Source organism: Nocardiopsis dassonvillei subsp. dassonvillei DSM 43111, assembly GCF_000092985.1.
GTDB lineage: Bacteria > Actinomycetota > Actinomycetes > Streptosporangiales > Streptosporangiaceae > Nocardiopsis > Nocardiopsis dassonvillei.
Genome location: NC_014210.1, coordinates 4,355,740 through 4,380,708, shown reverse-complemented (window position 1 = coordinate 4,380,708; position 24,969 = coordinate 4,355,740). Strand labels below are relative to the sequence as shown.

20 protein-coding genes are annotated in these 24,969 nt (G+C 72.2%); 11 read left to right on the top strand and 9 right to left on the bottom strand.

The genetic code is table 11. The features are described 5' to 3' along the window. Positions 1–373 precede the first annotated feature (373 nt). The 6 genes from NDAS_RS18070 to NDAS_RS18045 all read right to left on the bottom strand — a co-directional run bounded on the left by NDAS_RS18070 (position 374) and on the right by NDAS_RS18045 (position 6,222). Positions 374–1,126: an MIP/aquaporin family protein gene (locus NDAS_RS18070; protein ID WP_013154656.1), complete on the bottom strand. Its 753-nt coding sequence runs from the start codon at positions 1,124–1,126 to the stop codon at positions 374–376. Positions 1,127–1,342: 216 nt separating this feature from the next. Then, a complete protein-coding gene (gene glpK / locus NDAS_RS18065; RefSeq protein ID WP_013154655.1) occupies positions 1,343–2,842 on the bottom strand; it encodes a glycerol kinase GlpK in 1,500 nt (499 codons plus the stop codon). Positions 2,843–3,100: 258 nt separating this feature from the next. After that, on the bottom strand, positions 3,101–3,892 hold the full coding sequence (locus NDAS_RS18060; RefSeq protein ID WP_013154654.1) for an IclR family transcriptional regulator: 792 nt from the start codon (positions 3,890–3,892) through the stop codon (positions 3,101–3,103). Positions 3,893–4,035: 143 nt separating this feature from the next. After that, positions 4,036–5,040 carry a threonine aldolase family protein gene (locus tag NDAS_RS18055; protein WP_013154653.1) on the bottom strand — a complete coding sequence of 335 codons (1,005 nt, stop codon included), beginning with the start codon at positions 5,038–5,040 and terminating at the stop codon, positions 4,036–4,038. A gap of 91 nt (positions 5,041–5,131) precedes the next feature. Continuing rightward, entirely contained in the window at positions 5,132–5,587 is a 456-nt protein-coding gene (locus NDAS_RS18050) for a MarR family winged helix-turn-helix transcriptional regulator (protein WP_013154652.1), read from the bottom strand. Between the two features lie 2 nt (positions 5,588–5,589). Then, positions 5,590–6,222 carry a DJ-1/PfpI family protein gene (locus NDAS_RS18045; protein ID WP_013154651.1) on the bottom strand — a complete coding sequence of 211 codons (633 nt, stop codon included), beginning with the start codon at positions 6,220–6,222 and terminating at the stop codon, positions 5,590–5,592. Positions 6,223–6,460: 238 nt separating this feature from the next. On the opposite strand from NDAS_RS18045, the gene NDAS_RS18040 reads away from it, so the two are divergent. The 3 genes from NDAS_RS18040 (at position 6,461) to NDAS_RS18030 (ending at position 14,183) form a co-directional block, all read left to right on the top strand. Then, entirely contained in the window at positions 6,461–11,683 is a 5,223-nt protein-coding gene (locus NDAS_RS18040) for a caspase family protein (RefSeq protein WP_013154650.1), read from the top strand. 26 nt (positions 11,684–11,709) lie between these two features. Continuing rightward, positions 11,710–12,585: a hypothetical protein gene (locus NDAS_RS18035; protein ID WP_013154649.1), complete on the top strand. Its 876-nt coding sequence runs from the start codon at positions 11,710–11,712 to the stop codon at positions 12,583–12,585. A 221-nt stretch (positions 12,586–12,806) separates the two neighbouring features. Beyond that, positions 12,807–14,183 (top strand): GntP family permease, encoded by a 1,377-nt coding sequence (locus tag NDAS_RS18030; protein WP_013154648.1) that lies wholly within the window; start codon positions 12,807–12,809, stop codon positions 14,181–14,183. A gap of 27 nt (positions 14,184–14,210) precedes the next feature. On the opposite strand, the gene NDAS_RS18025 is transcribed toward NDAS_RS18030, so the two are convergent. Continuing rightward, entirely contained in the window at positions 14,211–14,927 is a 717-nt protein-coding gene (locus tag NDAS_RS18025) for a FadR/GntR family transcriptional regulator (protein ID WP_013154647.1), read from the bottom strand. Positions 14,928–15,064: 137 nt separating this feature from the next. Between NDAS_RS18025 and NDAS_RS18020 the strand changes: the two genes are divergently transcribed. Beyond that, positions 15,065–15,595, top strand: a complete 531-nt coding sequence (locus NDAS_RS18020) for a gluconokinase (RefSeq protein ID WP_013154646.1) — start codon at positions 15,065–15,067, stop codon at positions 15,593–15,595. 138 nt (positions 15,596–15,733) lie between these two features. Here the strand turns inward: NDAS_RS18020 and NDAS_RS18015 are convergent, their stop codons facing one another. Continuing rightward, on the bottom strand, positions 15,734–16,141 hold the full coding sequence (locus NDAS_RS18015; RefSeq protein WP_013154645.1) for a hypothetical protein: 408 nt from the start codon (positions 16,139–16,141) through the stop codon (positions 15,734–15,736). 341 nt (positions 16,142–16,482) lie between these two features. On the opposite strand from NDAS_RS18015, the gene NDAS_RS18010 reads away from it, so the two are divergent. From NDAS_RS18010 to NDAS_RS17985, 6 genes are all read left to right on the top strand, one after another. Next, on the top strand, positions 16,483–18,150 hold the full coding sequence (locus tag NDAS_RS18010; RefSeq protein ID WP_013154644.1) for an ABC transporter substrate-binding protein: 1,668 nt from the start codon (positions 16,483–16,485) through the stop codon (positions 18,148–18,150). A 244-nt stretch (positions 18,151–18,394) separates the two neighbouring features. Beyond that, positions 18,395–19,399: an ABC transporter permease gene (locus tag NDAS_RS18005; RefSeq protein ID WP_013154643.1), complete on the top strand. Its 1,005-nt coding sequence runs from the start codon at positions 18,395–18,397 to the stop codon at positions 19,397–19,399. After that, entirely contained in the window at positions 19,399–20,442 is a 1,044-nt protein-coding gene (locus tag NDAS_RS18000) for an ABC transporter permease (protein WP_013154642.1), read from the top strand. Before NDAS_RS18005 ends, NDAS_RS18000 begins: the two co-directional genes overlap by 1 nt. Position 20,443: 1 nt before the next feature. Next, positions 20,444–21,559 carry an ABC transporter ATP-binding protein gene (locus NDAS_RS17995; protein WP_013154641.1) on the top strand — a complete coding sequence of 372 codons (1,116 nt, stop codon included), beginning with the start codon at positions 20,444–20,446 and terminating at the stop codon, positions 21,557–21,559. Continuing rightward, complete coding sequence (locus NDAS_RS17990; RefSeq protein WP_013154640.1) at positions 21,556–22,662, top strand: ABC transporter ATP-binding protein; 1,107 nt, start codon at positions 21,556–21,558, stop codon at positions 22,660–22,662. Before NDAS_RS17995 ends, NDAS_RS17990 begins: the two co-directional genes overlap by 4 nt. 361 nt (positions 22,663–23,023) lie before the next feature. Further along, the gene (locus NDAS_RS17985; protein WP_013154639.1) at positions 23,024–23,437 is read left to right on the top strand and encodes a thiol-disulfide oxidoreductase DCC family protein; all 414 of its coding nucleotides are present in this window, start codon (positions 23,024–23,026) and stop codon (positions 23,435–23,437) included. A 66-nt stretch (positions 23,438–23,503) separates the two neighbouring features. Here the strand turns inward: NDAS_RS17985 and NDAS_RS17980 are convergent, their stop codons facing one another. Further along, positions 23,504–24,388, bottom strand: a complete 885-nt coding sequence (locus NDAS_RS17980; protein WP_013154638.1) for a hypothetical protein — start codon at positions 24,386–24,388, stop codon at positions 23,504–23,506. A gap of 74 nt (positions 24,389–24,462) precedes the next feature. Here NDAS_RS17980 and NDAS_RS17975 point away from each other — a divergent pair, with 74 nt between their 5' ends. Next, the gene (locus NDAS_RS17975; RefSeq protein ID WP_013154637.1) at positions 24,463–24,954 is read left to right on the top strand and encodes an AAA family ATPase; all 492 of its coding nucleotides are present in this window, start codon (positions 24,463–24,465) and stop codon (positions 24,952–24,954) included. The last annotated feature ends 15 nt before the right edge of the window (positions 24,955–24,969 follow it).

Sequence of the window (24,969 nt, the reverse complement as noted above, 5' to 3'; positions counted from 1 at the left end):
GCGATGTATCGCCTTCATAATACGACAATGCCGAACGCTGGTGAAGAAGAGGGGGTGATCCGGCCGAGAAAACAGCTCCAGGGGTGGTCCAGGACGAAGGCGAGCTTGGCGCCTGTTGCCCAGGGGAGCCGGGTCGACACACGGGGTTCAGGAGATGCGGCATTGTCGCACCTTGTCGGCCCATCACACGGTCGGCCCGCCCGGAGGGCGCGCACGGCGAAGCCCCGGGGGCCACGCGTGTGCGCGACACCCCGGGGCTTCACGGGGTCCGGACCCGCCGCGCGGGCCCGGAGGGCGGGGCCTGGAGAGCCCCGGGCGATCGTGGCGGGGCCGGTCGGGGGCGGCGGTCACACCGCCCCCGGGCCGGCGGAGCTCAGGCGCCGAACCCGGTGAGCTTCCAGATCCACGCGCCGATCACGCCGCCCACCAGGGGGCCGACCACCGGAACCCAGGCGTACCCCCAGTCGGAGGGGCCCTTGCCCGGGATCGGCAGCACCGCGTGCGCGATGCGCGGCCCCAGGTCGCGGGCCGGGTTGATGGCGTACCCCGTCGGGCCGCCCAGGGACAGGCCGATCGCCAGCACCAGCAGGCCGATCAGCAGCGGCGCGAGGCCGTTGGTGAACAGGCCGCTCAGGTCGGCCCCGCCCTCGACGGAGACGAAGCCGGAGTTCGCGCCGATGCCCAGCACGCCCAGGAGCAGCATCGCGGTGCCGATGACCTCGGTGACGAAGTTGGCCACCAGGTTGCGCACGGCCGGGGCGGTGCTGAACACGCCCAGCTTCGCCTCCGGGTCGTCGGTGACCTTCCAGTGCGGCAGGTAGACCAGGTAGACCAGGACGGCGCCGGTGAACGCGCCCGCCAGCTGGGCCAGCATGTACCCGGGCACCTGGGACCACGGGAAGTCGCCGATGCTGGCCAGGCCCAGCGTGACGGCGGGGTTGATGTGTGCGCCGCTGGTGGCGCCGACGACGTAGACGGCCATCGCGACCGCCATGCCCCAGCCGAAGGTGACGACGATCCAGCCGCCGTTGAGGGCCTTGGAGCGCGCGAGCGAGACACCGGCGACGACACCGCCGCCGAGCAGGATCAGGATCGCCGTACCGACGAACTCTGCCAGATAGACCATGGGGACCTCCGCCCCGTCAGGGGAGCCGGGTCACGGGGGCCTCGCCCCCGCCGACCGGCGCCGGGCCGGAGGCGGGGGTTTAATAGGACGCACCCGTCACAGGAATGGGATGGAGCGGAGCGCGTACGGCGCCCCGCGGGCCGGTTCCCGGGAGCCGAAGGTGGCAGCCGGGGCTCCTGGGAACCGGTCGTTCGGTGGGGTGACGCCGCCCCCGCGCTACTGGGCGTCCTCGTGCTCGACCCAGTCCAGGGTGCGGCGCACGGCCTTGTTCCAGTTGCGGTACTCGCGCTCGCGCACGGCGGGCTCCATCTTCGGAGTCCACTCGGCGGCCTTGTGCCAGTTGGCGCGCAGCGTCTCGACGTCGGGCCAGTAGCCCACCGCCAGCCCCGCGGCGTAGGCGGCGCCCAGGCAGGTGGTCTCGGCGACCATCGGACGCACGACCTCGGTGTCGAGCACGTCGGACAGGATCTGCATGAGCAGGTTGTCGGCGGTCATGCCGCCGTCCACCTTGAGCGTGGTCAGCTCCGTGGGCGCGTCGGCGTTCATCGCGTCGACGACCTCGCGGGTCTGCCACGCGGTGGCCTCCAGGACGGCGCGGGCGATGTGGCCCTTGTTGACGTAACCGGTCAGGCCCGCCATGACGCCGCGCGCGTCGCTGCGCCAGTGCGGGGCGAACAGGCCGGAGAAGGCGGGCACGATGTAGCAGCCGCCGTTGTCCTCCACGGTGCGCGCCAGCGTCTCGATCTCGGGCGCGGTGGAGATCAGGCCCAGGTTGTCGCGCAGCCACTGCACGAGGGAGCCGGTCACCGCGATGGAGCCCTCCAGGGCGTACACGGCCGGTTCGTCGCCGAGCTTGTATCCCAGCGTGGTGAGCAGGCCGTTCTCGGAGGTCACCGGCTCGGTGCCGGTGTTCATCACCAGGAAGGTACCGGTGCCGTAGGTGCCCTTGACGTCGCCCGGGTCGAAGCAGGTCTGGCCGAACAGGGCGGCGTGCTGGTCGCCGAGGGAGGAGGCGACGGGGGTTCCGGCCAGGTATCCCCTGGCCTCGCCGTAGACCTCCGACGACGAGCGGATCTCGGGCAGGACGCCCTCGGGGACGCCGATGGCCTCCAGGATCTCGGGATCCCACTGGAGGGTGGACAGGTTCATCAGCATGGTGCGGCTGGCGTTGGTCACGTCGGTGACGTGGCGGCCGGTCAGCTTCCAGATGATCCAGGTGTCCATGGTGCCGAACAGGACCTCGCCGCGCTCGGCGCGTTCGCGCAGGCCGTCGACGTTGTCCAGCAGCCAGCGCAGCTTGGGGCCGGAGAAGTAGGTGGCCAGCGGCAGGCCGCACCGGTCGCGGAAGCGGTCCTGGCCCTCCTCGCCGCCCAGTTCGCGGACCAGGTCGTCGGTGCGGGTGTCCTGCCAGACGATGGCGTTGTGGACCGGCTCGCCCGTCTCGCGGTCCCAGACCAGGGTGGTCTCGCGCTGGTTGGTGATGCCGACGGCCGCGATCTGGTCGGGGGTGATGTCGTTCTTGTCCAGGGCTCCCCTGATGACCGCCTCGACGTTGGTCCAGATCTCCGTGGCGTCGTGTTCGACCCAGCCCGGCTTGGGGAAGATCTGCCTGTGTTCGCGTTGGTCGACCGAGACGATACGTCCGTCGCGGTCGAAGAGGATGCAGCGGCTCGACGTGGTGCCCTGGTCGATCGCGGCGACGTACTGCTGACTCATCGGGTGCTCGCCTTCAGGGTGGGGCTCGGGACGGGGCCGGACGCACACGGTTTCGGATTAAACCCGCACGTTGTACGACATTGACGTATGAGTAGCCGTTAGTTTCATCCGTCTTTCCTTCCCATGTCAAGGCCGTGTGACGCAATCGTGTCGCGTGCGTCACGTCCTCTCGACGGCAACGCTGCCAGGCGCGGGCGAACGCCGGAAGCCGCCGCGCGGGAGGCCTTCCGCGGGCGGTGGGAGAACTGCGGTGCGACCTCAGTAGGGGGTGACGCCGAGTTCCCGGGAGATGGCCCGCGCCGCGTCGCGCACGTAGGAGACCTGCTCCATGTCGGGCCTGCCCCCCTCGCCGCGCAGGCGCTCGACGGCGCCGCGCACCCCGATGGCGCCGACGGTCGTGCCGCGCCGGTCGCGGATGGGGGCGGCGATGGAGACCTCGCCGTCCACGAGTTCCTCGGCCTCCCACGCCCAGCCGTCGTCGCGCACCTGGTCGAGCTGGCGCTCCAGCGCGGCGGGGGAGGTGACGGTGTGCCGGGTGAAGGAGGTCAGGGCCGGGGCCCCGCCGCTCTCGACCACGGCCGGGTCCTCCTCGGGGGCCGCCAGGGGGTCGAAGGCCATGATGACCTTGCCGATGGCGGTGGCGTGCAGCGGCAGCAGGGTGCCCACGTCCAGGGTCTGCTGGGAGGCGTCGGGACGGAACACGTGGTGGACCACGAGCACCTGGTGCTTGTGCAGCGTGCCGATCCGCACGCTCTCACCGCTGCGCGAGGCCAGGCTGTCCGCCCAGTTCAGGGCGCGGGTGCGCAGTTCGTTGCCGTCCAGGTAGCGGGTGCCCAGGCTGAGCATGCCCCCGCCCAGGCGGTAGCGGCCCGACTCGGGGTCCTGCTCGACGAAGCCCACGTGCTGGAGGGTGCGCAGGATGCCGAGCACGGTGCCCTTGGGCAGCTCCAGGGACCGGGAGATCTCCGCCAGGCTGAGCCCGCGGGCGCCGGTGGCCAGGATCCGGAGAATGGCTGCCGCGCGTTCGATCGACTGGATTCTTCCCGGCATTGCGGTGCTACCACTCTCTAGTACGACAATGTCATACGCGAAATGCTACTACGCGTTGTGACGCGTGGCACGCCCGCGGCAGCCGGGCGGTCAGGCGATCGGCACAGTCTAGGTCGGCCGACTGCCGCGCCCGGCCGCCGGGGTCACAGCTCGGCGGCGGCCTCGGCCACGCCCCGGGCGGCCTCCTCGACGTCGCGGCCGGTGGTCTCCAGGTGCACCACCAGGCGCACGGCGTCGCCGATGCCCAGCCCCGCGACCCCGTGGCGGGCGAAGGCCTCGGCGTAGCGCGCGCCCTGTCCGGCCGGGGTGGGCACCAGCACCATGTTGGTCTGCGCCCGCACGGCCAGCCCGGACCGCTCGGAGATCAGCCGGGCCAGCTCCGCGGCGCGCTCGTGGTCCTCGGCCACCCGCTCGCGGTGGTGGCGCAGCGCGTACAGGGCCCCGGCGGCGATGATCCCGGCCTGGCGCATCCCCGCGCCCAGCAGCTTGCGCCCGCGCCGGGCCCTGCGCACCGTGTCGGCGTCCCCGACCAGCGCCGAGCCCACCGGGGCGCCCAGGCCCTTGGAGAAGCACACCGACACCGTGTCGAACCCGTCCGCGACCTCGGCGGGAGCGGCGTCCAGGGCGGCGGCCGCGTTCCACAGCCGAGCCCCGTCCAGGTGCGCGCGCAGCCCGTGCCGGTGCGCGAACCCGGTGACCCGGCGCTGTTCGGCCAGCGGTACGACGCGGCCGGTGAAGGTGTTCTCCAGCCACACCAGGGCGGGCTCGGCCCGGTGGACGTCGCCCCGGCCGGCGATCCACGACTCCAGCACCGCGTCGGTGGGGCAGAGCCCGTCCGAGTACAGGCGCGGCAGAGCCCGGGCCAGCACCGCGGTCGCGCCCTGCTCGTCGCCGATGAGGTGGTGGTTCTCGTGCGCCCACACCTCCTCGCCGCTGCGGGTGGACACGTACAGCCCCAGCTGGTTGGCCATGTGCCCGGACGGCACGTACAGCGCGGCCTCCCGGCCCAGCAGCCCGGCGGTCTCCTCCTCCAGTTCCCGCACGGTCGGGTCCTCGCCCCACACGTCGTCGCCCACCTCGGCCTCGGCCATGGCCCTGCGCATGGCCGGGGTGGGGCGGGTGACGGTGTCGGAACGCAGGTCGATCATGGCGTCTTCCTCCTGGTGGGACGCGTGCCCTCGGGCGGGGGGAGCGGACCCGGGGTGGACGGGGTGTCCGCCCGACGATACTGCCCGCCGCTCAGTCGCCCCCGATCCGGTCCAGGGCGCGTGAGAGCTGGCGCAGCGCCTCCAGGACACGAGCGCTGTCCTCCTCGCCCAGCTCGGCGACCAGGGCCTTGGCCACCCGGTCGTGGTCGGGGCTGATCCGGCGCAGGGCGTCCAGGCCCTCCCCGGTGGCGGCGAGCAGCTTGGCGCGGCTGTGCGCCGGGTTCGGCCGGTACTCGGCCAGCCCCTGCTCCACCAGCAGGTCGGCGATGCGCTGCACGCTCTGCCGCGTGGTGCCGAAGCGGCGCGCGACCGCCGACACCGGCAGGGGGTCGCGGGTCACCGCGCCGAGCACCTGCCAGCGCGCGGCGGTCAGTCCGGCGGTGCGGGCCAGCTCCTCGGCCACCGACAGGAACTGCCCGTTGAGGCGGAAGACGGTGAGCGCCGTCCCGGTGAGCAGGTCGGAGTGTCTGTCCTCGGCAGGGGCCATGCTCAGGACCCCTCCAGCAGCACGTGGTAGGCGCCGGGGTCGTGCTCGGCGTGCAGCCGGTACCACGCGTCGAGGACGCGGGGCGTGTACAGGTCCAGGGCCGCGAAGACCTCCCGGGCGAACTCCAGCGGCGCGGTGGGCCCGGCCGTGATGAGGCCGCCGTCGGAGACCGCGAGCGCGGAGCGGTAGCGGCGCATCCCGGCGTAGCCGGTGGCCAGCAGGTACTCGGGCGCGGCGCTGGTGTGGTCGCGGTAGTCCAGGAGCCCCTCACGGGCGAGCCCGGCCGTGGCGCCGCAGATGGCCGCCACCGGCACACCGGCGTCGAGCCAGATCCCGGCCGCCGAGGCGAACGGCGAGAAGGCCTCGGGGTCCAGGTCCCAGCCGTCGGCGCCCGGCAGGATCAGCATCGCGCTGGAGGAGGGCTTGAGCTGGGGCAGGGTGATGTCCGGCAGGATGGTCAGCCCGCCCGCGGTCGTGACGGGCGCGCCGGTGAGGCCGACGGTCACCACGTCGTAGCGCCCGGGGTCGCGCTGCCAGTCGCCGCCCCGGATGGTCGCGGTGGTGTGCCCGATCTCCCAGTCCGCCAGCTGGTCGTACACGGCGAGGTGGACGGTCTGCCTGGTGTTTTCGATCATGGCAGCATGCTGTCATTTTGACAGGGTGCTGTCAATGCTCGAAGGGTGATCGGCCGGAGGGGATCCCCCCGTGGGCCCCCACGTGATTGGTGAGTCCTATGTGGGTGTTTGCGCTTTTCCACAGGGGTGGGGCCCCGGAGCTCCCACGGGCATAATGGATCAGACAGCGCCTGGCGCGCTTTTTCGGGCCTTCGACAAGTGCATAAAACCCCCTGAAGAAAACCGAGAGGTTGCCCCCTTGCCGAGCGGAACCGGTCGTCGTTTCTTCCTTGCCGTCGGTGTTTCCAGGTACCAGCACCTGTCCAGAGAGGAGCAGCTGACCGGGGTCGGAGAAGATGTTCTCGCCGTCCGGAACCTGTTCACCGGCTTCGGCTACGAATCCGTTCTGGAGGGGATCGGCGACTACGGGAGCGCCAACGACATCCGCGAGAAGATCCGCCGCTGGGTCGCCGATGTCGAACTGGGCGAGGAGGACGTCGTCGTCCTGTACTTCGCGGGCCACGGATACGCGCCCGACCGGGACCGGCACTACCTGTGCTGCTGGGACACACGCGAGGACACCCCCGCCTCGACCGCCCTGGCCACCGAGGACCTGGTCCGGATCCTGTGCGAGGGGCGGCTGCGCAGGCTGCTGCTGATCCTGGACACCTGCGCGGCCGGGGCGGGCGCCTCCGACGCGGCCGGGATCGCGCTCAACACCCTCGCCTACCGCCTCACCGGCGGCGACGTGTCCACCTCGGTGTGCTTCCTGTCCTCCGCGCGCGCCAAGGACCTCGCCCAGGACGGGGCCTTCGCGCCCGCGCTGCGCGAGGCCGTGGAGACGGCCACCGAGCGGGCGGGCCAGCGCCAGCCCTACCTCGACCTGGCCTCCGTCGTCCAGCACGTCAACGACCACTTCGCCGAGAACGGCGTCCCCCAGCGCGCCGAGCTGGCCAAGGGCGCGGGCACCGGCCTGGACCCCTTCCTGCCCAACGACTCCTACCGCGCCGACCTGCCCTCGGAGGGCACCGACCTCGACTTCCAGCGCCAGGCGGCCGAACTGGCCGAGCACTACGGCCCGCGCTCGCGCGGCGTGGAGTTCGAGTCCGAGCAGGGCCGCTACTTCAGCGGCCGGGAGTGGGTCCTGCGCGACCTGGTCTCCTGGATGACGTCGCCGGAGGGCGACGGGCGGGGCCGCATCGTGACCGGCAAGCCCGGCTGCGGCAAGTCGGCGGTGCTGGGCCGGGTCGTCACCGTGTCCGACCGCGAGTACCGCGAGCGGCTGGGGCTCGCGGAGTCCTCCGACGACACCCTCGTCCCCGTGGGGACGGTGACCGCCGCGGTCCACGCCCGGCACAAGCGGCTGGAGGAGATCGTCGAGCGCGTCTCCACTGCGCTCGGCTCCCGGGCGCGGACCCCCTCGGCGGCCGGGCTCCTCCAGGAGCTGGCCCAGCGCGCACGGGTCAGCGAACGGCCCCTCGTCATCGTCGTCGACGCCCTCGACGAGGCGGGCTCGGCCAGCACGGCCGACTTCGTGGGCCGCGGTGAGCCGCGCCGGATCGCCCGCGAGCTGCTGCGGCCCATGGCCGAGATCCCCGGGGTGCGGCTCCTGGTCGGCACCCGCCGCGAGCTGGTCAGGGCGCTGGAGTCGGTGATGACCGTCATCGACCTGGACACCCATCCCGCCGACACCGAGGCCGACATCCGCGGCTACGTGCGCCAGGTGCTGCTCGCCTCCGACGAGGCCGACACGCGCACCCCCTACCGGGACAGGCCCGAGCTGGCCGACCGGGTGGCCAGGGGAGTGGCGGGCCGCGCGGCCGGGGTCTTCCTGGTCGCCCGGCTCACCGCCCGCAGCCTGCGCAAGGAGCCGACCCCCATCGACACCTCGGTGTCCGGCTGGCAGAGGACCCTGCCCAGCGGGGTCGGCGAGGCCTTCGACGACTACCTGGCGCGCTTCGGTGAGGAGGAGGACCGGGTGCGGCGCCTGCTCACCCCGCTGGCCTTCGCCGAGGGCCAGGGGCTCCCCCGGGGGAGCACGTGGGCGGCGATGGCCGCCGGCCTGTCGGACGCGGAGTGCTCCGACGCCGACATCAGCGAGGTCCTGCGCTTCGCCAGCGACTACGTCGCCGAGGTGGTGGAGGGGGAGCGGTCGGTGTACCGCCTCTACCACCAGGCGCTCGCCGACCACCTGCGCGCCTCCTACAACGGCCGCGGGGACGCCACCCGCGCGCAGGAGCGGATCGTGGCAGCGCTGCTGGGGACCGTGCCGGGCCGCCTGGACGGCCAGGGGCCGGACTGGTTCTCGGCCTCCGCCTACGTCCGCGCGCACCTGGCCACGCACGCCTCCGACACCGGGCACCTCGACGCGCTGGTGGCCGACCCGGTGTTCCTGCTGGCGGCCGGTCAGCTCCCCCTGATGCGGGTGCTGGGCAGGGTCTCGGGTGAGGAGGCGCAGGCGGCCCGCACGGCCTACGAACAGGTCGCCCACCGGCTGTCGGAGAGGTACCCGCTCAAGGACCGCACCTCCGACCTCCAGCTGTCGGCCCGGCGCTGCGGCGCCGACGCGCTCGCGGAGCGGATCGACAAGTCGGGCCTGCCGTCCACGTGGACCACGCGGTGGGCGTGGTGGTCCACCAGCGGCGCGCACCGGCAGCTGGTGGGGCACACGAAGGAGGTCGTGTGCGTGGCCACCACGGCGCTGGACGGGCACCGCGTCGCGGTCACCGGCAGCGCCGACAGGACGGTGCGGATCTGGGACCTGAGCACCCAGAGCCAGTTGGGCGACCCGCTGGCGCTGCCCGTCAGGCCCACCTGCCTCACCCTGGGGGAGTTGGACGAGTACTCCGTCGCCCTGGTCGGAGGCATCGACGGACGTCTGCGGATCGTGGACCTGTCCACCAGCCGGGTCCTCGGTGAGCAGTGGGAGGCACACACCAACCTCGTCACGGACGTGGCCATGGCGACCTTCCGGGGCAGGACCTTCGCGCTGACGTCGAGCCAGGACGGGACCGCCCGGCTCTGGGACCTGGACACCCGGAGTCCCCTGGGAGGGCCGCTGGCCGCACACCGCAGCTCGGTCAACGCCGCGGCCCTCGCCCCCGTGGGGGACCGGCTGCTGGGGGTCACGGGCGGGACCGATCGCAGGGCCTACGTCTGGGATCTGACCGCGCTGCTCGACGATCCGCGCGCGGAAGTGCTCGGTGACGCGTTCGTCGCGCACACGGCGGAGGTGTCGACGCTCCTCCTCACGGACACCCCCGAGGGGCCCGTGGTCCTCAGCGGTGACGAGGAGGGGATGCTCAACCGCTGGAACCCGCTGAACCGGCAGCAGATCGGTGAACCCACTTCCGTGCACCCCCATGTCATGCCTGTCCGGGCGGGTGTCAGGTCCATCGACGCGGGCGGGTTCGGTGAACGGAGGGTGGTCCTGACCAGCGGGTGGGAGGACGCGCGGGTGTGGGACCTGGAGACCATGCGCCAGCAGGGCCACCCCCTGCGGGGGCACACCCAGGCGCTGAACCAGGCGGTTCTGACCTCGCAGGCGGACGGCGTCTTCGCCGTCACCGTCAGCGATGACCGGACCGCGCGGGTGTGGGACCTGGCCGCGGACCAGCCCGAGACCGGGCACGTCGAGACCATCAACGCCGTCACCGCCGCGGTGCACGCGGGGCAGTCCTACGCGGCGACCGGCGGGGCCGAGGGCATGCTGTGCGTCTGGGACCTGGAGGAACTCCGGGGGATCGCCCGGCCGCTGGAGAGCCACCACGGCGCCATCCGGGCGGTGGCGATGACCTCGGTGGACGGCGACCTGGTCGCGGTCACCGGAGGGGACGACACGAGTCTGCGGGTCTGGCATCCCCTCCGGGGACGCGAGTGCGTCCGACACCTCACCGGACACACCAACGCGGTCACCTGCCTCCAGACGGTGGAACTGAACGGCCGCTCCCTGGTGGTCAGCGGGAGCGAGGACGGAACCATCCGCCTGTGGGACCTGGGCACGGGCGCCGATGTCGTCAGCCCCCTCACCGGGCAGATCGGCGGCATCCACGAGATGCGGGCCCGGGTGGACGCGGGGGTACTGCGCCTTCTCGTCCGGACGACGCAGGACTACCTGTACCTCTGGTCCTGGGAGGGGCGGCCCGCCACCCTCCCGGAACGCGTGGTCGGACGCGAGTCATGGGACGAGGCGCTGGACAGGGGCACGATCGGTATCGGTTTCGTCCGGGGGACTCCCGTGGCCCTGACCACGAGCGGGGCCAACGACCTGTGCTGTTACTCCGTCGAACACTGGCAGCCGGTCGGCCGTGCCCTGGAGGGGTGGGGCGTCCAACTGCTGAACTTCGGCGCCCGGGTCACCAACGACGGCCACACCGCGGTACTGGACGCGGACAGGAGGCTCCACCTGGGCGACCTGCTCGCGGGAGAGCGGCTGGGAAGGCCCCTGTTGTCCAGCGAGAACGGGCTGATCAAGGGCGTCTTCACGGAGACCGCCACGGGGCTCGGGTTCCTGTCCGTCCAGAACGCGCAGGCGCGCCTGTGGGACGTGGCCACGACCAGTCCGGTCGGAGAGGCCTTCTCCGGCCTCGACCACCAGCTGCGAGGGGTGTCCGTCGACGGTGCCCAGGGGAGGGTGCACACCATGGGGGCGGACGGGACGTTGCGCGCCCACGACGCGGACACCGGGCACCTGGCCCATCCCCTGCTCACCAGCCAGGAGCGCGGCTCACGTCTGTGCCGGGTCTCGGACACCACCCACCTCGTGCAGAGATGGCGGTGGATGGAGTTGGTCGACACGGCCGCCGGGGAGGCGGTCGCCTCCTTCCACGAGCAGGACCTGGCGCCGTTGACGGAGTTCGCGGTACACGACCTGGACGGCCGGACCGTCGTGGTCACCACGGGCAAGGACGCCCGCCTCCACGTGTGGGACCTGGCCGAGCGCACGCGTGTCGGGGAACCGCTGGGAGGGCACACCGCGATCGTGCGCAACATCCGTACCGTGCGCATCGGTGACCGGCACCTGCTCGCCAGCGCGTCCGCCGACGGCACGGTCCGGGTGTGGGACCTGCGGACCCGAGAACCGGTCGCTGGGCCGTTCGGCGACGCCGGGACACGGTTGCGCGCGGTGGACATCGCCGACACCGGGGACGGAGGACTGCTCGTCGGTGGCGGCGACAAGGGCCCCCTCCTCGCCTGGAACACACGGAACTGGTCGCGTACCGCACTGCCGGTACCCGACCTCGTCGACGGGGTTCGGACGATCCGCATCGCCCGGGTCGCCGGTGTCCCGCTCGTCGTCGTCTCCGACCTCCAGGGTGTGATCCGCGCCTGGAACCACGCGGCCGGGACCATGGTCGGGGAGATCGGTGTGGGCAGTCTGGTCCACGACCTCTCGGTCACCCCGGACGGGAACCTCTACGCCGCCACCGACTCCGGCCTCGTCGCCCTCCGCCTCAACACGGACTCACTCACCCGCCTCTGAACCCCCCACCGCTCCAAGGAGGCCGCGTGGCCAGGATCCTCTGCGTCCACGGCATCGCCCAGCAGTTCAAGGGCGCCGAGACCCTGCTCGCCCAGTGGCGCCCCGCGCTCACCGACGGCGCGGCCCTGGCCGGGGCCCGCCTCGCTCCGGACGACGTCGCCATGGCCTTCTACGGCGACCTCTTCCGGCCCGCCGGACACCGGGCGGTCGGACTCCCGCCCTACGACGCCTCCGACGTCGAGGAGGGCCTGGAACAGGACCTGTTGCGCGCACTGTGGGAGGAGGCCGCCCGGACCGACCCCTCGGTGCCCGGACCGGGGGCACCGGTCCGGTTTGGCGCCCCCTCCTGGGTACAGCGCGCCCTGGTGTCGCTGTCCCGCCACCCCGTCTTCGCGGGGCTCGCCGACCGCGCCATGATCGCCGACCTCAAGCAGGTCCGCGCCTACCTCACCGACCCCGCCGTGAGGTCGGCGGCCCAGCGGCGGGTCCTCGCCGGGATCGGTCCCGACACCCGCCTCGTCGTCGCGCACTCGCTCGGCAGCGTGGTCGCCTACGAGGCCCTGTGCGCCGCCTCCCGGGCCCCCTCCGACGATCCGGCCTCCGCCTCCGCTCCGTTCCTCGACCTCGTGACGGTCGGGTCCCCCCTCGGAATCGCGGGGCTGATCTTCGACCGCCTCCTGCCCTCCCCCGAGAAGGGCCGCGGCACCCGTCCGCCGGCGGTGCGCACGTGGACCAACGTGGCCGACCGGCGCGACGTGGTCGCCCTGGTCAAGGAGCTCGACCCGCTGTTCGGCGGCGTGGCGGACCTGCCGGTGGACAACGGGCCGAAGGCGCACGACGCCTCGCCCTACCTCACGTCCAGGGAGGTGGGGCTGGCGGTGGCCGCCGGGCTCACGGAGTGACGCCCGAACGCACCGGTGTGTCGCATGTCACCCTTGCCCCGGAAGCTGCTGGTGGGTCGGGTTTCCGGTGACGCAGGTCTCGCGGGCGTAACAGAACGGAACGCCGGTGTTCACATAACCTCACAAATGGTATTACCATTCTCGGAGCCTGCCCCCAGAGCAGGTCGGAGCCGTACTCCCGTACAGCTCAGCACCACCGCACACCCACGGAAGGCTCCGTCGTGGAGAACTTCGAACCCGTCTACGGGACGGGACCCCTTCTCGGGATCGCTGCGGGAGCCATCGCCCTCCTGCTGTTCCTGATCATCCGCCTCAAGCTGCACGCGTTCGTGGCGCTCATCCTGGTCAGCGTCCTGACCGCCCTGGCCACCGGCATCCCCGTCTCCGGGGTGGTGCCCACCCTCCTGGACGGCTTCGGGGGCACCCTCGCCAACGTCGCCCTGCTCGTCGGGCTCGGCGTGATGATCGGCCGCCTGCTGGAGATCACCGGAGGCGCGGCCGTCCTGGCCGGGGCGCTGATCAGGCTCTTCGGTGAGAAGCGCGCGCCGCTCGCGCTCGGCGTCGCCTCCCTGCTCTTCGGCTTCCCGATCTTCTTCGACGTCGGCCTCATCGTCATGCTGCCGATCGTCTTCAGCGTGGCCCGCCGCGTCGGCGGATCCGTGCTCATGTACGCGCTGCCCACCGCGGGAGCCTTCGCGGTCATGCACGCCTTCGTGCCCCCGCACCCCGGTCCGGTCACCGCGGCTGTGGAGATCGAGGCGGACATGGGCCTGGTGCTGCTGATCGGCACCATCCTGGCCATCCCCACCTGGTACCTGGCCAGCTACCTGTTCGGCCTGTGGGCCGGGAGGAAGTGGGAGCTGGCGGTTCCCGAGGACATCATGTCCGACGGCACCGTCAAGCACGAGAACCCGCCGCGCCTGGTGACGGTGCTGGCCGTCCTCCTGCTGCCGATGCTGCTGATCTTCGCCAACACCGGTATGACCACGCTCGTCTCCACGGGCGCGGTGCCCGCCGAGGCCACGTGGGTGCAGATCCTCCAGCTGCTCGGGCAGACCCCGATCGCGCTGCTCATCACCGTGCTCTTCGCGATGGTCGTGCTCAGCCCGGGCCGCTTCACCCGCCAGCGGGTGGAGGAGATCGTCGGCGGCGCGCTCGGCCCGGTCTGCGCCATCATCCTCATCACCGGCGCGGGCGGCATGTTCGGCGGCGTGCTGCGCACCAGCGGCATCGGCGACGCCCTCGCCGACAGCCTGGAGTCCACCGGCCTGCCGGTGATCGTCGCCGCCTTCGTCATCGCGCTCGCGCTGCGCGTCGCCCAGGGCTCGGCCACCGTCGCCATCACCACGGCGGCGGGCCTGATCGCCCCGGCCGTGGCGGCCACCTCGGGACTCTCCTCGATCGACCTGGCCCTGATCGTCATCGCGATCGCCTCCGGCGCCACGGCCCTGTCGCACGTCAACGACTCCGGGTTCTGGCTGGTCGGCCGTTTCCTGGGTATGGACGTCAAGACGACGCTCAAGACCTGGACGGTCATGGAGACCCTGATCGGCTTCATCGGCTTCGGGCTCGCCTTCGGACTCAGCCTGGTGCTGTGACCGCGCGGGCGGAACCCGGTCGTCCGCTCAGGACGCGGGTTCCGCCCTCCGGTCGCCCTCCAGCGCGACGGACACCTCGGTGACGATGGAGCGCATCGCGGCCTCCGCCACGTCGGGGAGGCCGTCCCGGATCGCCTGGGCCACGGCCTTGTGCAGCCGCAGCGCCTCCGGGCGCGGGTTGCGCGGCATCAGGTGGTAGGAGGTGCGTCCGACCAGGACCTCCGCCACCACCTGGGACAGGCCGACGAACATCTCGTTGCCGGACAGCTCCAGGATGCGGCGGTGGAACGTGACGTCCAACTCCAGGAAGGTCTCCAGGTCACCGGCGCGCCCGGTGCGGACCATCTGGTCGGCGACCACGACCAGCTGGGCCCGCTCCTCGGCGTCGCCGCGCTCGGCGGCCAGGGCCGCGGCCCCCGGTTCCAGCGCGGCGCGCAGTTCGTTGAGCGAGCGCAGCTGCTCCATCCGGCCGGGCCCGGCCAGGCGCCAGCGGATGAGCTGGGGGTCGAAGACGCTCCAGTCCCGGCGCGGGCGCACGCGGATGCCGGTGCGGGGGCGGCTGACCACCAGCCGCATGGACTCCAGGACGCGCACGGCCTCGCGCGCGACCGTCCGGGAGACGCCGAAGTCCTGTTCCAGGCCCTGGAGGGTGAAGGTGTGGCCGGTCCGGTACTCGCCTGCGGCGATGGCGGGTCCGAGCACCGCCAGCACGCGGTTGTGCAGTGTGCGGTGGTCCGTGGCCATCGTTCTCCTCGTGCTCCGGGGCCGTCCGGTTGGCCGCATGCGGCCGTGGGTCACGCTGAAGCCTAGCCGGATTGATTGATATCACTATTAACGGTGACGCTTGCGGCCGCGCAGGGGCACCACGACACGGAGAAACCATGCACTTTGTCTTCATGGGGGTCTCGGGCAGCGGCAAGACCACTGTCGCCGAACGTGTGGCCAAGCAGCTGGGCCTGCCCTTCGCCGAGGCCGACGACTTCCACCCCCGGGCCAACATCGACAAGATGGCGGCGGGCGTCCCGCTGACCGACGAGGACCGCTGGCCGTGGCTGCACGAGCTGGCCCGGTGGATCGCCGAGCACGAGGCCGCCGGCCAGTCCACGGTCATGGCCTGCTCGGCGCTCAGGCACAGCTACCGCGACGTCCTGCGCCAGGCCGCCCCGGGGGTGCGCTTCCTGCACATGCACGGCTCCGCCGAGGTGATCTGGCGGCGGATCGAGGCCCGCCAGGACCACTTCATGCCGCCCGCGCTCCTGGAGTCGCAGCTCGACACCCTCGAACGGCTGAGGGAGGACGAACCCGGCCTCGAACTCGACGTCAGGGACGACGTGGAGTCCCTCGTCGGACAGGCCCTGGAGTACGTGGGGCCGCTGCTGCGTCCGGCGGAGGCACCGGTCGTCGGGGACTGAGGCGAGCGCCGTCCCGGCGCGGCGGCAACGCCCTGTGGCGCCCCGCCCCTGGGGGCGGGACGGCCGGAGCCCGGGCCCTCGTCGCGCGCGTGCCCGAAGGGGAGGGGGCCGACGGAGCGCCTTCGGCCCCCTCCCGCGCTACTCCTCGTCGTCCTCGCCGTCGGCGGCCGCGTGCAGCCGCGCCAGGTGGTCGCTGTCGTCCTCCCCGTGGCGGCCCAGGTAGATCTCCCTGGCCTCGTCCGCGATGTCGGCCGACTCGTCCTCGAAACCGTAGTCGGCCAGGTCGTCCAGCAGGTCCAGCGCCCGGTGCAGGGCGTCGCCGTCGTCGGGGGACTGGGCGGCCTCCTGCGGGAGGTGGTCCGCGACGATGGCGAGGACGGCGGCCCGCGCCTCGTCCACGGCACTCTCGGATCCGGCCGCGGCGGTCAGCCGGATCCTGGTGATGGGATCCTCGTCGGCCACCAGCATCAGCTGTTCGGCCAGCCAGGAGGCCTCCTGGCCCTCGAGGAACGCGGTCAGCGCCGCGTCGTCAAGCGGTGTGGTCATTGGCAGATCATAGGCCCGCCCGGTGCCTCCACCGACACCGGTGTCCGGGCTCCGGGGCGGGTTCGCGGCCCCGGAAAACACACCCTTTCATCCGATCATCCGATATCAGGTGGCGGGGAAAATTCTTTTCCCCGGGTTACGGGGGTGTTGCCGTGAAGTATCACGTGATAGTGCGTTCATCTGTTCGACAACTCGTATCCGAAAATGCGCCCATGGATCACGGCACAGATGGGAAACGGTTGTATTAATACCCAGCTGTCTATCTTCACAGTCGCTCTCGGAGCGGTCTAGGGTCCACTCAATCGTTCCAGGGCCTGCCGGGCCCCGCACTGAGGTGGACCATGTTCAGGAAGCCTTTCCGAAAGCCGCTGGCCCTCCTGGCCTCCGCGGCCGCGCTCACGCTGGTGGCCACGGCGTGCGCCGAGAGTAACCGCGAGGGCGGGGGGACCGACGCGTCGGAACCCTTCGTCTTCGCCTCCGCGGGCGACATCAAAACCCTCGACCCCTTCCTCACCAGTGACGGTGAGACCTTCCGTTACAGCAGGCAGGTATTCGAAACCCTTCTCGAACACGAATCGGGTGGGACCGAAATCGTCGGCGGACTCGCCGAGGACTGGGAGCAGTCCGAGGACGGCACCGTCTGGACCTTCCACCTGCGCGACGGCGTCCTGTTCCACGACGGCGACGAGTTCAACGCCGAGGCGGTCTGCGCCAACTTCGACCGCTGGTACAACCTCACCGGCGGTTTCCAGAGCTCGAACAACTCCTATTACTGGCAGTCGATCTTCGGCGGCTTCGCGGAGAACGAGAGCGAGGACCTCGCCGAGTCCCGGTACGTCTCCTGCGAGGCCACCGACGAGCTGACCGCGGTCATCACGATCGACGAGTACTCCTCGATCTTCCCCGGCGGCTTCAGCCTCGCCTCGTTCGGCATCATGAGCCCCAGCACGCTGGAGGCCATCGCCGACGCCGAGATCACCGGCGAGGAGGGCAACTTCACCCTCCCCGAGTACACCCAGACGGCCGGAACCGTCGCGGGCACCGGGCCCTTCACCGTCCAGGAGTGGGACCACGACCAGGCCGAGGTGACCCTCCAGCGCTTCGACGACTACTGGGGCGAGGCCGCGGGCTTCGAGACGATGATCCTGCGCGCGATCCCCGACGAGACCGCCCGCCGCCAGGCCCTGGAGGCGGGTGACATCCACGGCTACGACCTGGTCGCCCCCGCCGACGTCGCCCCCCTGTCCGAGGCCGGGTTCCAGGTGCCCACCCGCGGCGTGTTCAACGTCCTGTACATGGCCTACCAGCAGGAGGCCAGCGAGGCGCTCGCCGACCTTGAGGTGCGCCAGGCCCTCGCCCACGCCGTGGACCGCCAGCGCATCGTCGACACGATCCTGCCCGAGGGCGGCGAGGTCGCGAGCCAGTTCCACCCCGACACCCTCGACGGCTGGTCCCCGGACGTGCAGACCTACGAGTACGACCCCGAACTGGCCAGGGAGATGCTGGCGGACGCCGGGCAGGAGGACCTGACCCTGGAGTTCTGCTACCCGACCGACGTCACCCGCCCCTACATGCCCGCGCCGCGCGACATCTTCGACGTCATCGCCGCGGACCTGGAGGCGGTCGGCGTCACCGTGGAGCCGGTCACCTACGAGTGGACCGAGTACGTGCCGCGCACCAACTCGGGTGAGTGCCCGCTGTACCTGCTCGGCTGGACCGGCGACTACAACGACGCCTACAACTTCATCGGCACCTGGTTCTCCCAGTACAACAGCGAGTTCGGCTTCCGTGACGAGGACCTGTTCGAGGCCATGGAGGAGGCGAGCACCAACCCGAACCAGGAGGAGCGCGTCGCCGCCTACCAGGACCTGAACAACCAGATCATGGACATCCTGCCGGGGCTGCCCATCTCCAGCTCCCCGCCGTCCATCGCCTTCTCCGCGAACGTCAACCCGCCCAACGTCAGCCCGCTGACCCAGGAGCAGTTCGCCGAGGCCTCCTGGAAGTAGTCCCCCTCCTCCGCGGGGAGGGGAAGGGCCCGACCGGCCGCCGGTCGGGCCCGCCCACTGCCCGGGGCCCGCGGTCCCCGGCCCGACCGGGCCCGCGCGCCCCGCGCCGCGGCACCGCCCGGCGGGGCGCGCCGCACGCGCGCCGCCCGGGCCCCTGTCCCAACCACCCGCTCGAACTCCCGCCGCGACCCGGCGGGGGACGCTTCGCGTCCATCGTTCCCACCACTGGCGAAAGGCGGCGAAGGTGCTGCGATTCATCGTCAGGCGTCTCCTCCAGCTGATCCCGACACTGGGCGGCCTGTCGATCCTGCTGTTCGTCTGGCTGCAACGGCTGCCGGGCGGACCGGAGTACGCCCTCCTCCCCGACGACGCGACGGCCGAACAGCGCGCCGCGCTGCGTCGTTCCCTCGGCCTGGACGAACCGATCACGGTTCAGTACCTGGCCTTCCTGCGCCGTATCCTCCAGGGCGACCTCGGGACCTCGCTCTCCACCGGACGGCCGGTCACCGAGGAGTTCCTCACCCGCTTCCCGGCCACGTTCGAACTGTCGGTCACCGCGATGCTGATCGCGGTCGTCATCGGCGTCCCCCTCGGCTACCTCGCCGCGCGCAGGCGCGGCTCCGTGCTGGACTTCGCGGCCGTGGGCGGATCCCTCCTGGGCATCTGCACGCCGGTGTTCTTCCTCGCCTTCATCCTGAAGGTGGTCTTCGCCGAGCGGCTCGGGATGTTCCCCTCCGCCTTCCGGCTCTCCCCGGGCCTGATCCGCACCGACCTCAGCGGGTTCGTCGTCCTCGACGGCCTGCGGACCGGGGAACTCGACGTGGTGTGGGACGCCCTGCTCCACCTCGTGCTGCCCGGGATCGCGCTGGCCTCGATCCCGCTCGCCGTGATCGTCCGGATGACCCGCGCCAGCGTGCTGGAGGTGGTCGGCGAGGACTACGTGCGCACCGCCAACGCCAAGGGGTTGCACCGCAACACCGTGCGCACCCGCCACGTGATGCGCAACGCCATGCTCCCCGTGGTCACCTCCGTCGGACTGCTCACCGGAAGCCTGTTCGCCGGGGCGGTGCTCACCGAGAGCGTCTTCGCCTTCCCCGGCATCGGCTCGTTCGTCTACGCGGCCACGCAGGGGCGCGACTACCCGGTCCTGACCGGGTTCATCCTGCTCATCGCGACCATGTACGTGTTCATCAACCTGTTGGTGGACATCTCCTACAGCCTCCTCGACCCGAGAGTGCGGGCCCAGTGATGCCGACGACACCGAGCCCCCACAACCGGTCCGAACCCGCGGGCGCCCCGGAGCCCGAGGGCACCGCGGCCCAGCGCACGCCCCTCCTGGGACGCAAGGCGGCCAGGGTGGACCGGCTGGCCGAACTCATGGGCCAGCGCGAGGAGGGCGAACACGGCGCGGGCATCTGGCGCACCGCCTTCGAGCGCATGCGCCGCAGCCCCATGGCCATCACCGGCGCCGTGATCGTCGTGGTGTTCCTCGTCGTGGCGCTGTTCTCGCCGCTCATCGCGCCCTACGACCCCGTCTCGCAGAGCTGGGGCGACGAGGTCTTCCCCAACCGCAACGTGTTCGTCGGCCCGCGCGCCGAGAACTGGCTGGGCCTGGACAACCTCGGCCGCGACCAGTTCTCCCGCATGGTGATCGGCGCCCGCCAGACCCTCCTGGTCGGCGTGGTCGCCACCCTGGTCGGCCTCGGCGTCGGCGCGCTGCTCGGCGGCGCGGCCGGGGCCGCCGCGGTCCTCGGCGGCCGCTGGGGGCGCCAGGTGGACAACGCCGTCATGCGCGTCATCGACATGATGCTGGCGCTGCCCACCCTGCTGCTCGCGGTCACCATCGCCGCCCTGGTCGGCCCCAGCCTGACCACGGTGATGTTCGCGGTCGGCGTGGCGCAGATCCCCATCTTCGCCCGCCTCCTGCGCGGCGCGATGCTCTCCCAGGGCAACCGCGACTACGTGCTGGCCGCCCGCGCGCTGGGCGTGCGCAAACACAAGATCGCCCTCGTGCACATCCTGCCGAACTCGCTCGGCCCGGTGATCGTGCAGTCCACGCTCACCCTGGCCACCGCCATCATCGACGCGGCGGCCCTGTCCTACCTGGGTCTGGGCAACCCGGACCCGGCCTTCCCCGAATGGGGGACCATGCTCGCCGACGCCCAGCGGTTCCTGTCCAGCGCGCCGCAGCTGGCCGTGTACCCGGCGCTGGCCATCATCGTCACCGCCCTGGGCTTCACCCTGCTGGGTGAGGCGATGCGGGAGGCGCTCGACCCCAAGCTGAGGAAGTGACATGAGTTCCAGCACGCCGCTGCTGGCGGTGGACGAGCTGTCCGTGGTGTTCGGCGGACGCGGCTCCGACGAGGTGCGGGCCGTGGACGGGGTGTCCTTCACCCTGGAGGAGGGCCGGGTGACCGGCCTGGTCGGCGAGTCCGGCTGCGGCAAGAGCGTCACCTCGCTCGCCCTCATGGGCCTGCTCCCCGACCGGGGGGTGCGGGTCGGCGGCAGCGCCGTCATGCGGCTGCCAGACGGCCCCGTCGACCTGTTGAAGCTGCCGCAGAGACGGATGCGCGACCTGCGCGGCTCCCAGCTGGCGATGATCTTCCAGGACCCGCTCAGCTCCCTCAACCCCGTGGTGCCCATCGGCCGCCAGGTCACCGAGATCCTGCGCCGCCACCGGGGGATGCGCGGTTCGGCCGCCGACAAGGAGGCCGCCGACCTGTTGGACCGGGTGGGCATCCCCGACCCCGGGCGGCGGCTGCGCGAGTACCCGCACCAGCTGTCGGGCGGCATGCGCCAGCGCGCGCTCATCGCCATGGCGGTGGCCTGCCGCCCCCGCGTGATGATCGCCGACGAGCCCACCACCGCCCTGGACGTCACCATCCAGGCGCAGATCCTGGAGCTGCTCCGGGACCTGGTCACCGAGGAGGGCACCGCCCTGCTGATGATCACGCACGACCTGGGCGTGGTCGCCGGGCTGTGCGACGACATCAACGTCCTGTACGCGGGGCGGGCGGTGGAGACGGCGCCGCGCGCGCCGCTGTTCGCCGACCCCACCCACCCCTACACGGTCGGCCTGCTGGGCTCCATCCCCCGGCTGGACGCCCCGCGCGGCGAACGGCTCACCCCCATCCGGGGGTCGGTCAACGACAACATCGCCTGGGCGCAGGGGTGCGCGTTCGCGCCCCGCTGCGACCACTACACGATGGAGTGCCTCCAGGGGCCGCCGGAGCTCGTGGCGGTGGGCGCCGCGGCGGGCGTGGAGGAGGGCGGCCGCTCCGGGGAGGGCCCGGCTGCCGCACACGTGCACCGGTGCGTGAACCCGATCCGGGACGCGGACGTGACCGACCGGCCCACGCTGGACGGCTCGGACGGTCCGGACGGCGACGACGAGGAGGAGCGGGGATGAGCCTGCTGCGGATCAACGACCTCAAGGTGCACTTCCCCATCAGGAAGGGGGTGTTCTTCGACCGCACCATCGGCCACGTGCGCGCGGTCGACGGCGTCAGCCTGGAGATCGAGAGCGGCCAGACCTACGGCCTGGTGGGCGAGTCCGGCTGCGGCAAGACCACCCTGGGCCGCGCGGTGCTGCGCCTGGTGGACGTCACCGAGGGCGAGGTGCTCTTCGGCGGGCAGGACCTGGCCGGTCTGGACGAGGAGTCGATGCGCCGCCAGCGCAAGAACCTCCAGATGGTCTTCCAGGACCCGCTGGGCAGCCTCAACCCCCGGCAGAACATCGGTTCCATCCTGCTGGAGGGCTTGCAGACCCACGGGATCGGCGGCCCCGCGCCGGGGGAGGGGCCCTCCGGCGGCAGGGAGCGCCGCGCCCTGGTCCTGGAGGACCAGCGCAGGCGCGTGGTCGACGCCCTGGAGAGGGTGGGCCTGTCGGCCAAGGCGCTCACCCGCTACCCGCACGAGTTCTCCGGCGGCCAGCGCCAGCGCATCGGCATCGCCCGCGCGCTGGTGCTGGAGCCCGACCTCATCATCTGCGACGAGCCGGTGTCGGCGCTGGACGTGTCGATCCAGGCCCAGGTGCTCAACCTGTTGGAGAGCCTCCAGGAGGAACTGGGGCTGACCTACCTGGTCATCGCGCACGACCTGGCCGTGGTCCGCCACGTCAGTGACGTGGTCGGGGTGATGTACCTGGGCGGCCTGGTGGAGGAGGCCTCCAGCGACGACCTGTACGAGACGCCGATGCACCCGTACACGCGCTCCCTCATGTCGGCGGTGCCGGTCCCCGACCCGGAGGTGGAGGACAGCCGCGAGCGCATCCTGCTGGCGGGAGACCTGCCCTCGCCCGCCGACCCGCCCAAGGGCTGCCGCTTCCACACCCGCTGCCCGTGGCGGCAGAAGGAGCGGTGCGACACCGAGCGGCCCGAACTGCGCCCGGTCGGGAACGCCGCCGGGGGCGGCACCCACAGGGTGGCCTGCCACTACGCCGAGCAGATCCTCTCGGGCGAGATCCAGCCCAGGGAGGAGATGGCCGAGCGCATCGTGCACGGCACCGGTTGAGCCGACCGGCGGGGGCGGCCGTCCGGGATCCGGGCGGCCGCCCCCGCCGTGCCGGGCCACCGTGGCCCCTTCTCGGGCGTGGTTTCTCCTCCAGGCGGCCGCGATGCTGGCGCCGATGGGGACGGGCCCGGTGCTGCTGCTCCTGGGTGCGCGGCGCGCGGAACGGACCGCGCGGGCCCGGACGGTCCGCGACACCGGTGCCCGCTGAAAAGCGTGCAGCGGGGCGCCGCGCGCACGGGCGGCTGTGCGGTCGCTCACGCAGGGGCGCGAAGCCCCAGATGGGCGTGTCCCGTGCGCGGCGGGCGGCGAGAACTTCCGCCGGAACCGGGAGAGGACGCCCCCGCGCGGGCACGATGACGGCATGAGGCCTTCGCTGGACACCGTCCCCGGCACCGGGGCGTTCCTGTACGACCGCGACTGCGGGTTCTGCAAGCGCTCGGTGGTCTTCGCCCGCGACCGGCTGCGCGCCCGCAGCAGCTTCGTGGCCTGGCAGGACTTCGACCTGGACTCCGCGGGGCTGACGCCGGAGCAGACCGACGCCAGCGCCTGGTTCGTGTACGCGGACGGACGCCGATTCCGCGGGGGCGACGCCGTCGCCGAACTCCTGCTGCACGGGCGCCCGCTCACCCGGCCGCTGGGCCGCCTGGCGCGCCTTCCGCTGCTGCGCGCGCTCAACCGGGCCGCCTACCGCTGGGTGGCCGCCAACCGCCACCGCATCCCGATCCCCGGAGGAGCCCCCTCCTGCGGCCTCGGCCCCCCGCCACAGGACGGATGACCCGGCGCCCCCGCGACCGGTGGCCGGCCGGCGGACGCCTCCGTGCCGACCGGCCGACCGCGGACTTCAGGCCGCGCGCAGGGTCCGGCACACCTCCAGCAGCCGCCCTCGCAGCACCGCGCCGCGCTCGGCGAACCCCCGCTGCGCCTCCATGTACTCCGCCTTTCCCCCGGCGGTCTCGATCCGCACCGGCGCGTACCCCCACGCCGCCAGGTCGTAGGGGGAGGCGCGCATGTCCAGCGTCCGGATCTCCCGCGAGAGTTCGAAGCAGTCCACCACCAGCTCCGAGGGAACCGCCGGGGCCAGCTTGTACGCCCACTTGTACAGGTCCATGTTGGCGTGCAGGCACCCCGGCTGGTCCAGTTCGTCCTGCCGCTCCCGGCTGGGCCGGAGCGTGTTGAGCGGGCGCGCGGCGTCGGTGAAGAACCGGAACGCGTCGAAGTGCGAGCACCGGATCCGGTGCGTCTCCACGACCCGGTCGGTGCCCTCCCGGCCCAGCCGCAGCGGCACCTGTCCGTGCCGCACCTCTCCGGCCCGGTACACCATCGCCCACTCGTGCAGGCCGAAGCAGCCCAGGTGGGCGGGGCGCCCGGCGACCGACGACAGCAGCCGCTCCACGAAGTCCAGCACCGGCCGCGCCGCCAGGAACGCCGCGGTGTCCAGGCCCACCGCGCCCCCGGGCAGCGCGGTGTAGAACCGCTCGTCCAGGCGGGCGCGGGCGCCCTCGCCCAGCAGCACCGTCCCCGCGCCCGGGTGCCAGCGCCGCAGCTGCGCGGGCTTGAGGTTGTAGTAGGTGAACAGGAAGTCCTCCACCGGATGGCGCACGCCCTCCCGGCGGCGCCGCAGGTGGTCCCCGACCAGCGCGTCCACGCGGTCGCGGTGCCGCTCGGCGCGCTCGCGCCACCGCTCCTCGGGCAGGGCCGCCAGGGCCCGCGTACTCGCTTCCGTCACGGCCCCCAGGGTACGCGCGCCGCGGGATCTGCCGCCCCCGCGTCACGTCGCACGTGTTCTTGTACGCTCCGGTGATGGGCGTGCGCAACTATCTGGTCGAGGGCGTCTCCGGCACCGGCAAGACCTCGGTCTGCGCGGAACTGCGGCGGCGCGGGTACCACGCCGTGGACGGCGACCTCGAACTTGCCTACCAGGGCGACCCGCGAACCGGCGAGCCGACGGAGGGCATGAGGCACGAGCACCATCTCTGGCACGTCGACAGGGTCAGGTCCCTGGTCGCCGACCGGGGCAGCGCGGTGACGTTCTTCTGCGGCGGTTCCAGGAACTTCCCGGAGTTCGTCGACCTGTTCGACGGCGTGTTCGTCCTGGAGATCGACCCGGGGACGCTGCGCCGTCGGCTCGACGGGAGACCGGAGGGGGAGTGGGGCGGCAGGCAGGCCGAACGGGACCTCATCGCGCGCTTGCACCGGACGAAGGAGGACGTTCCCCGGGACGGTACGGTCGTCGACGCCACCAGGCCGCTCGCGCGCGTCGTCGATGAGATCCTGCGCCTCACCGGGGGGTAGCCCCCCCGGCGCGGT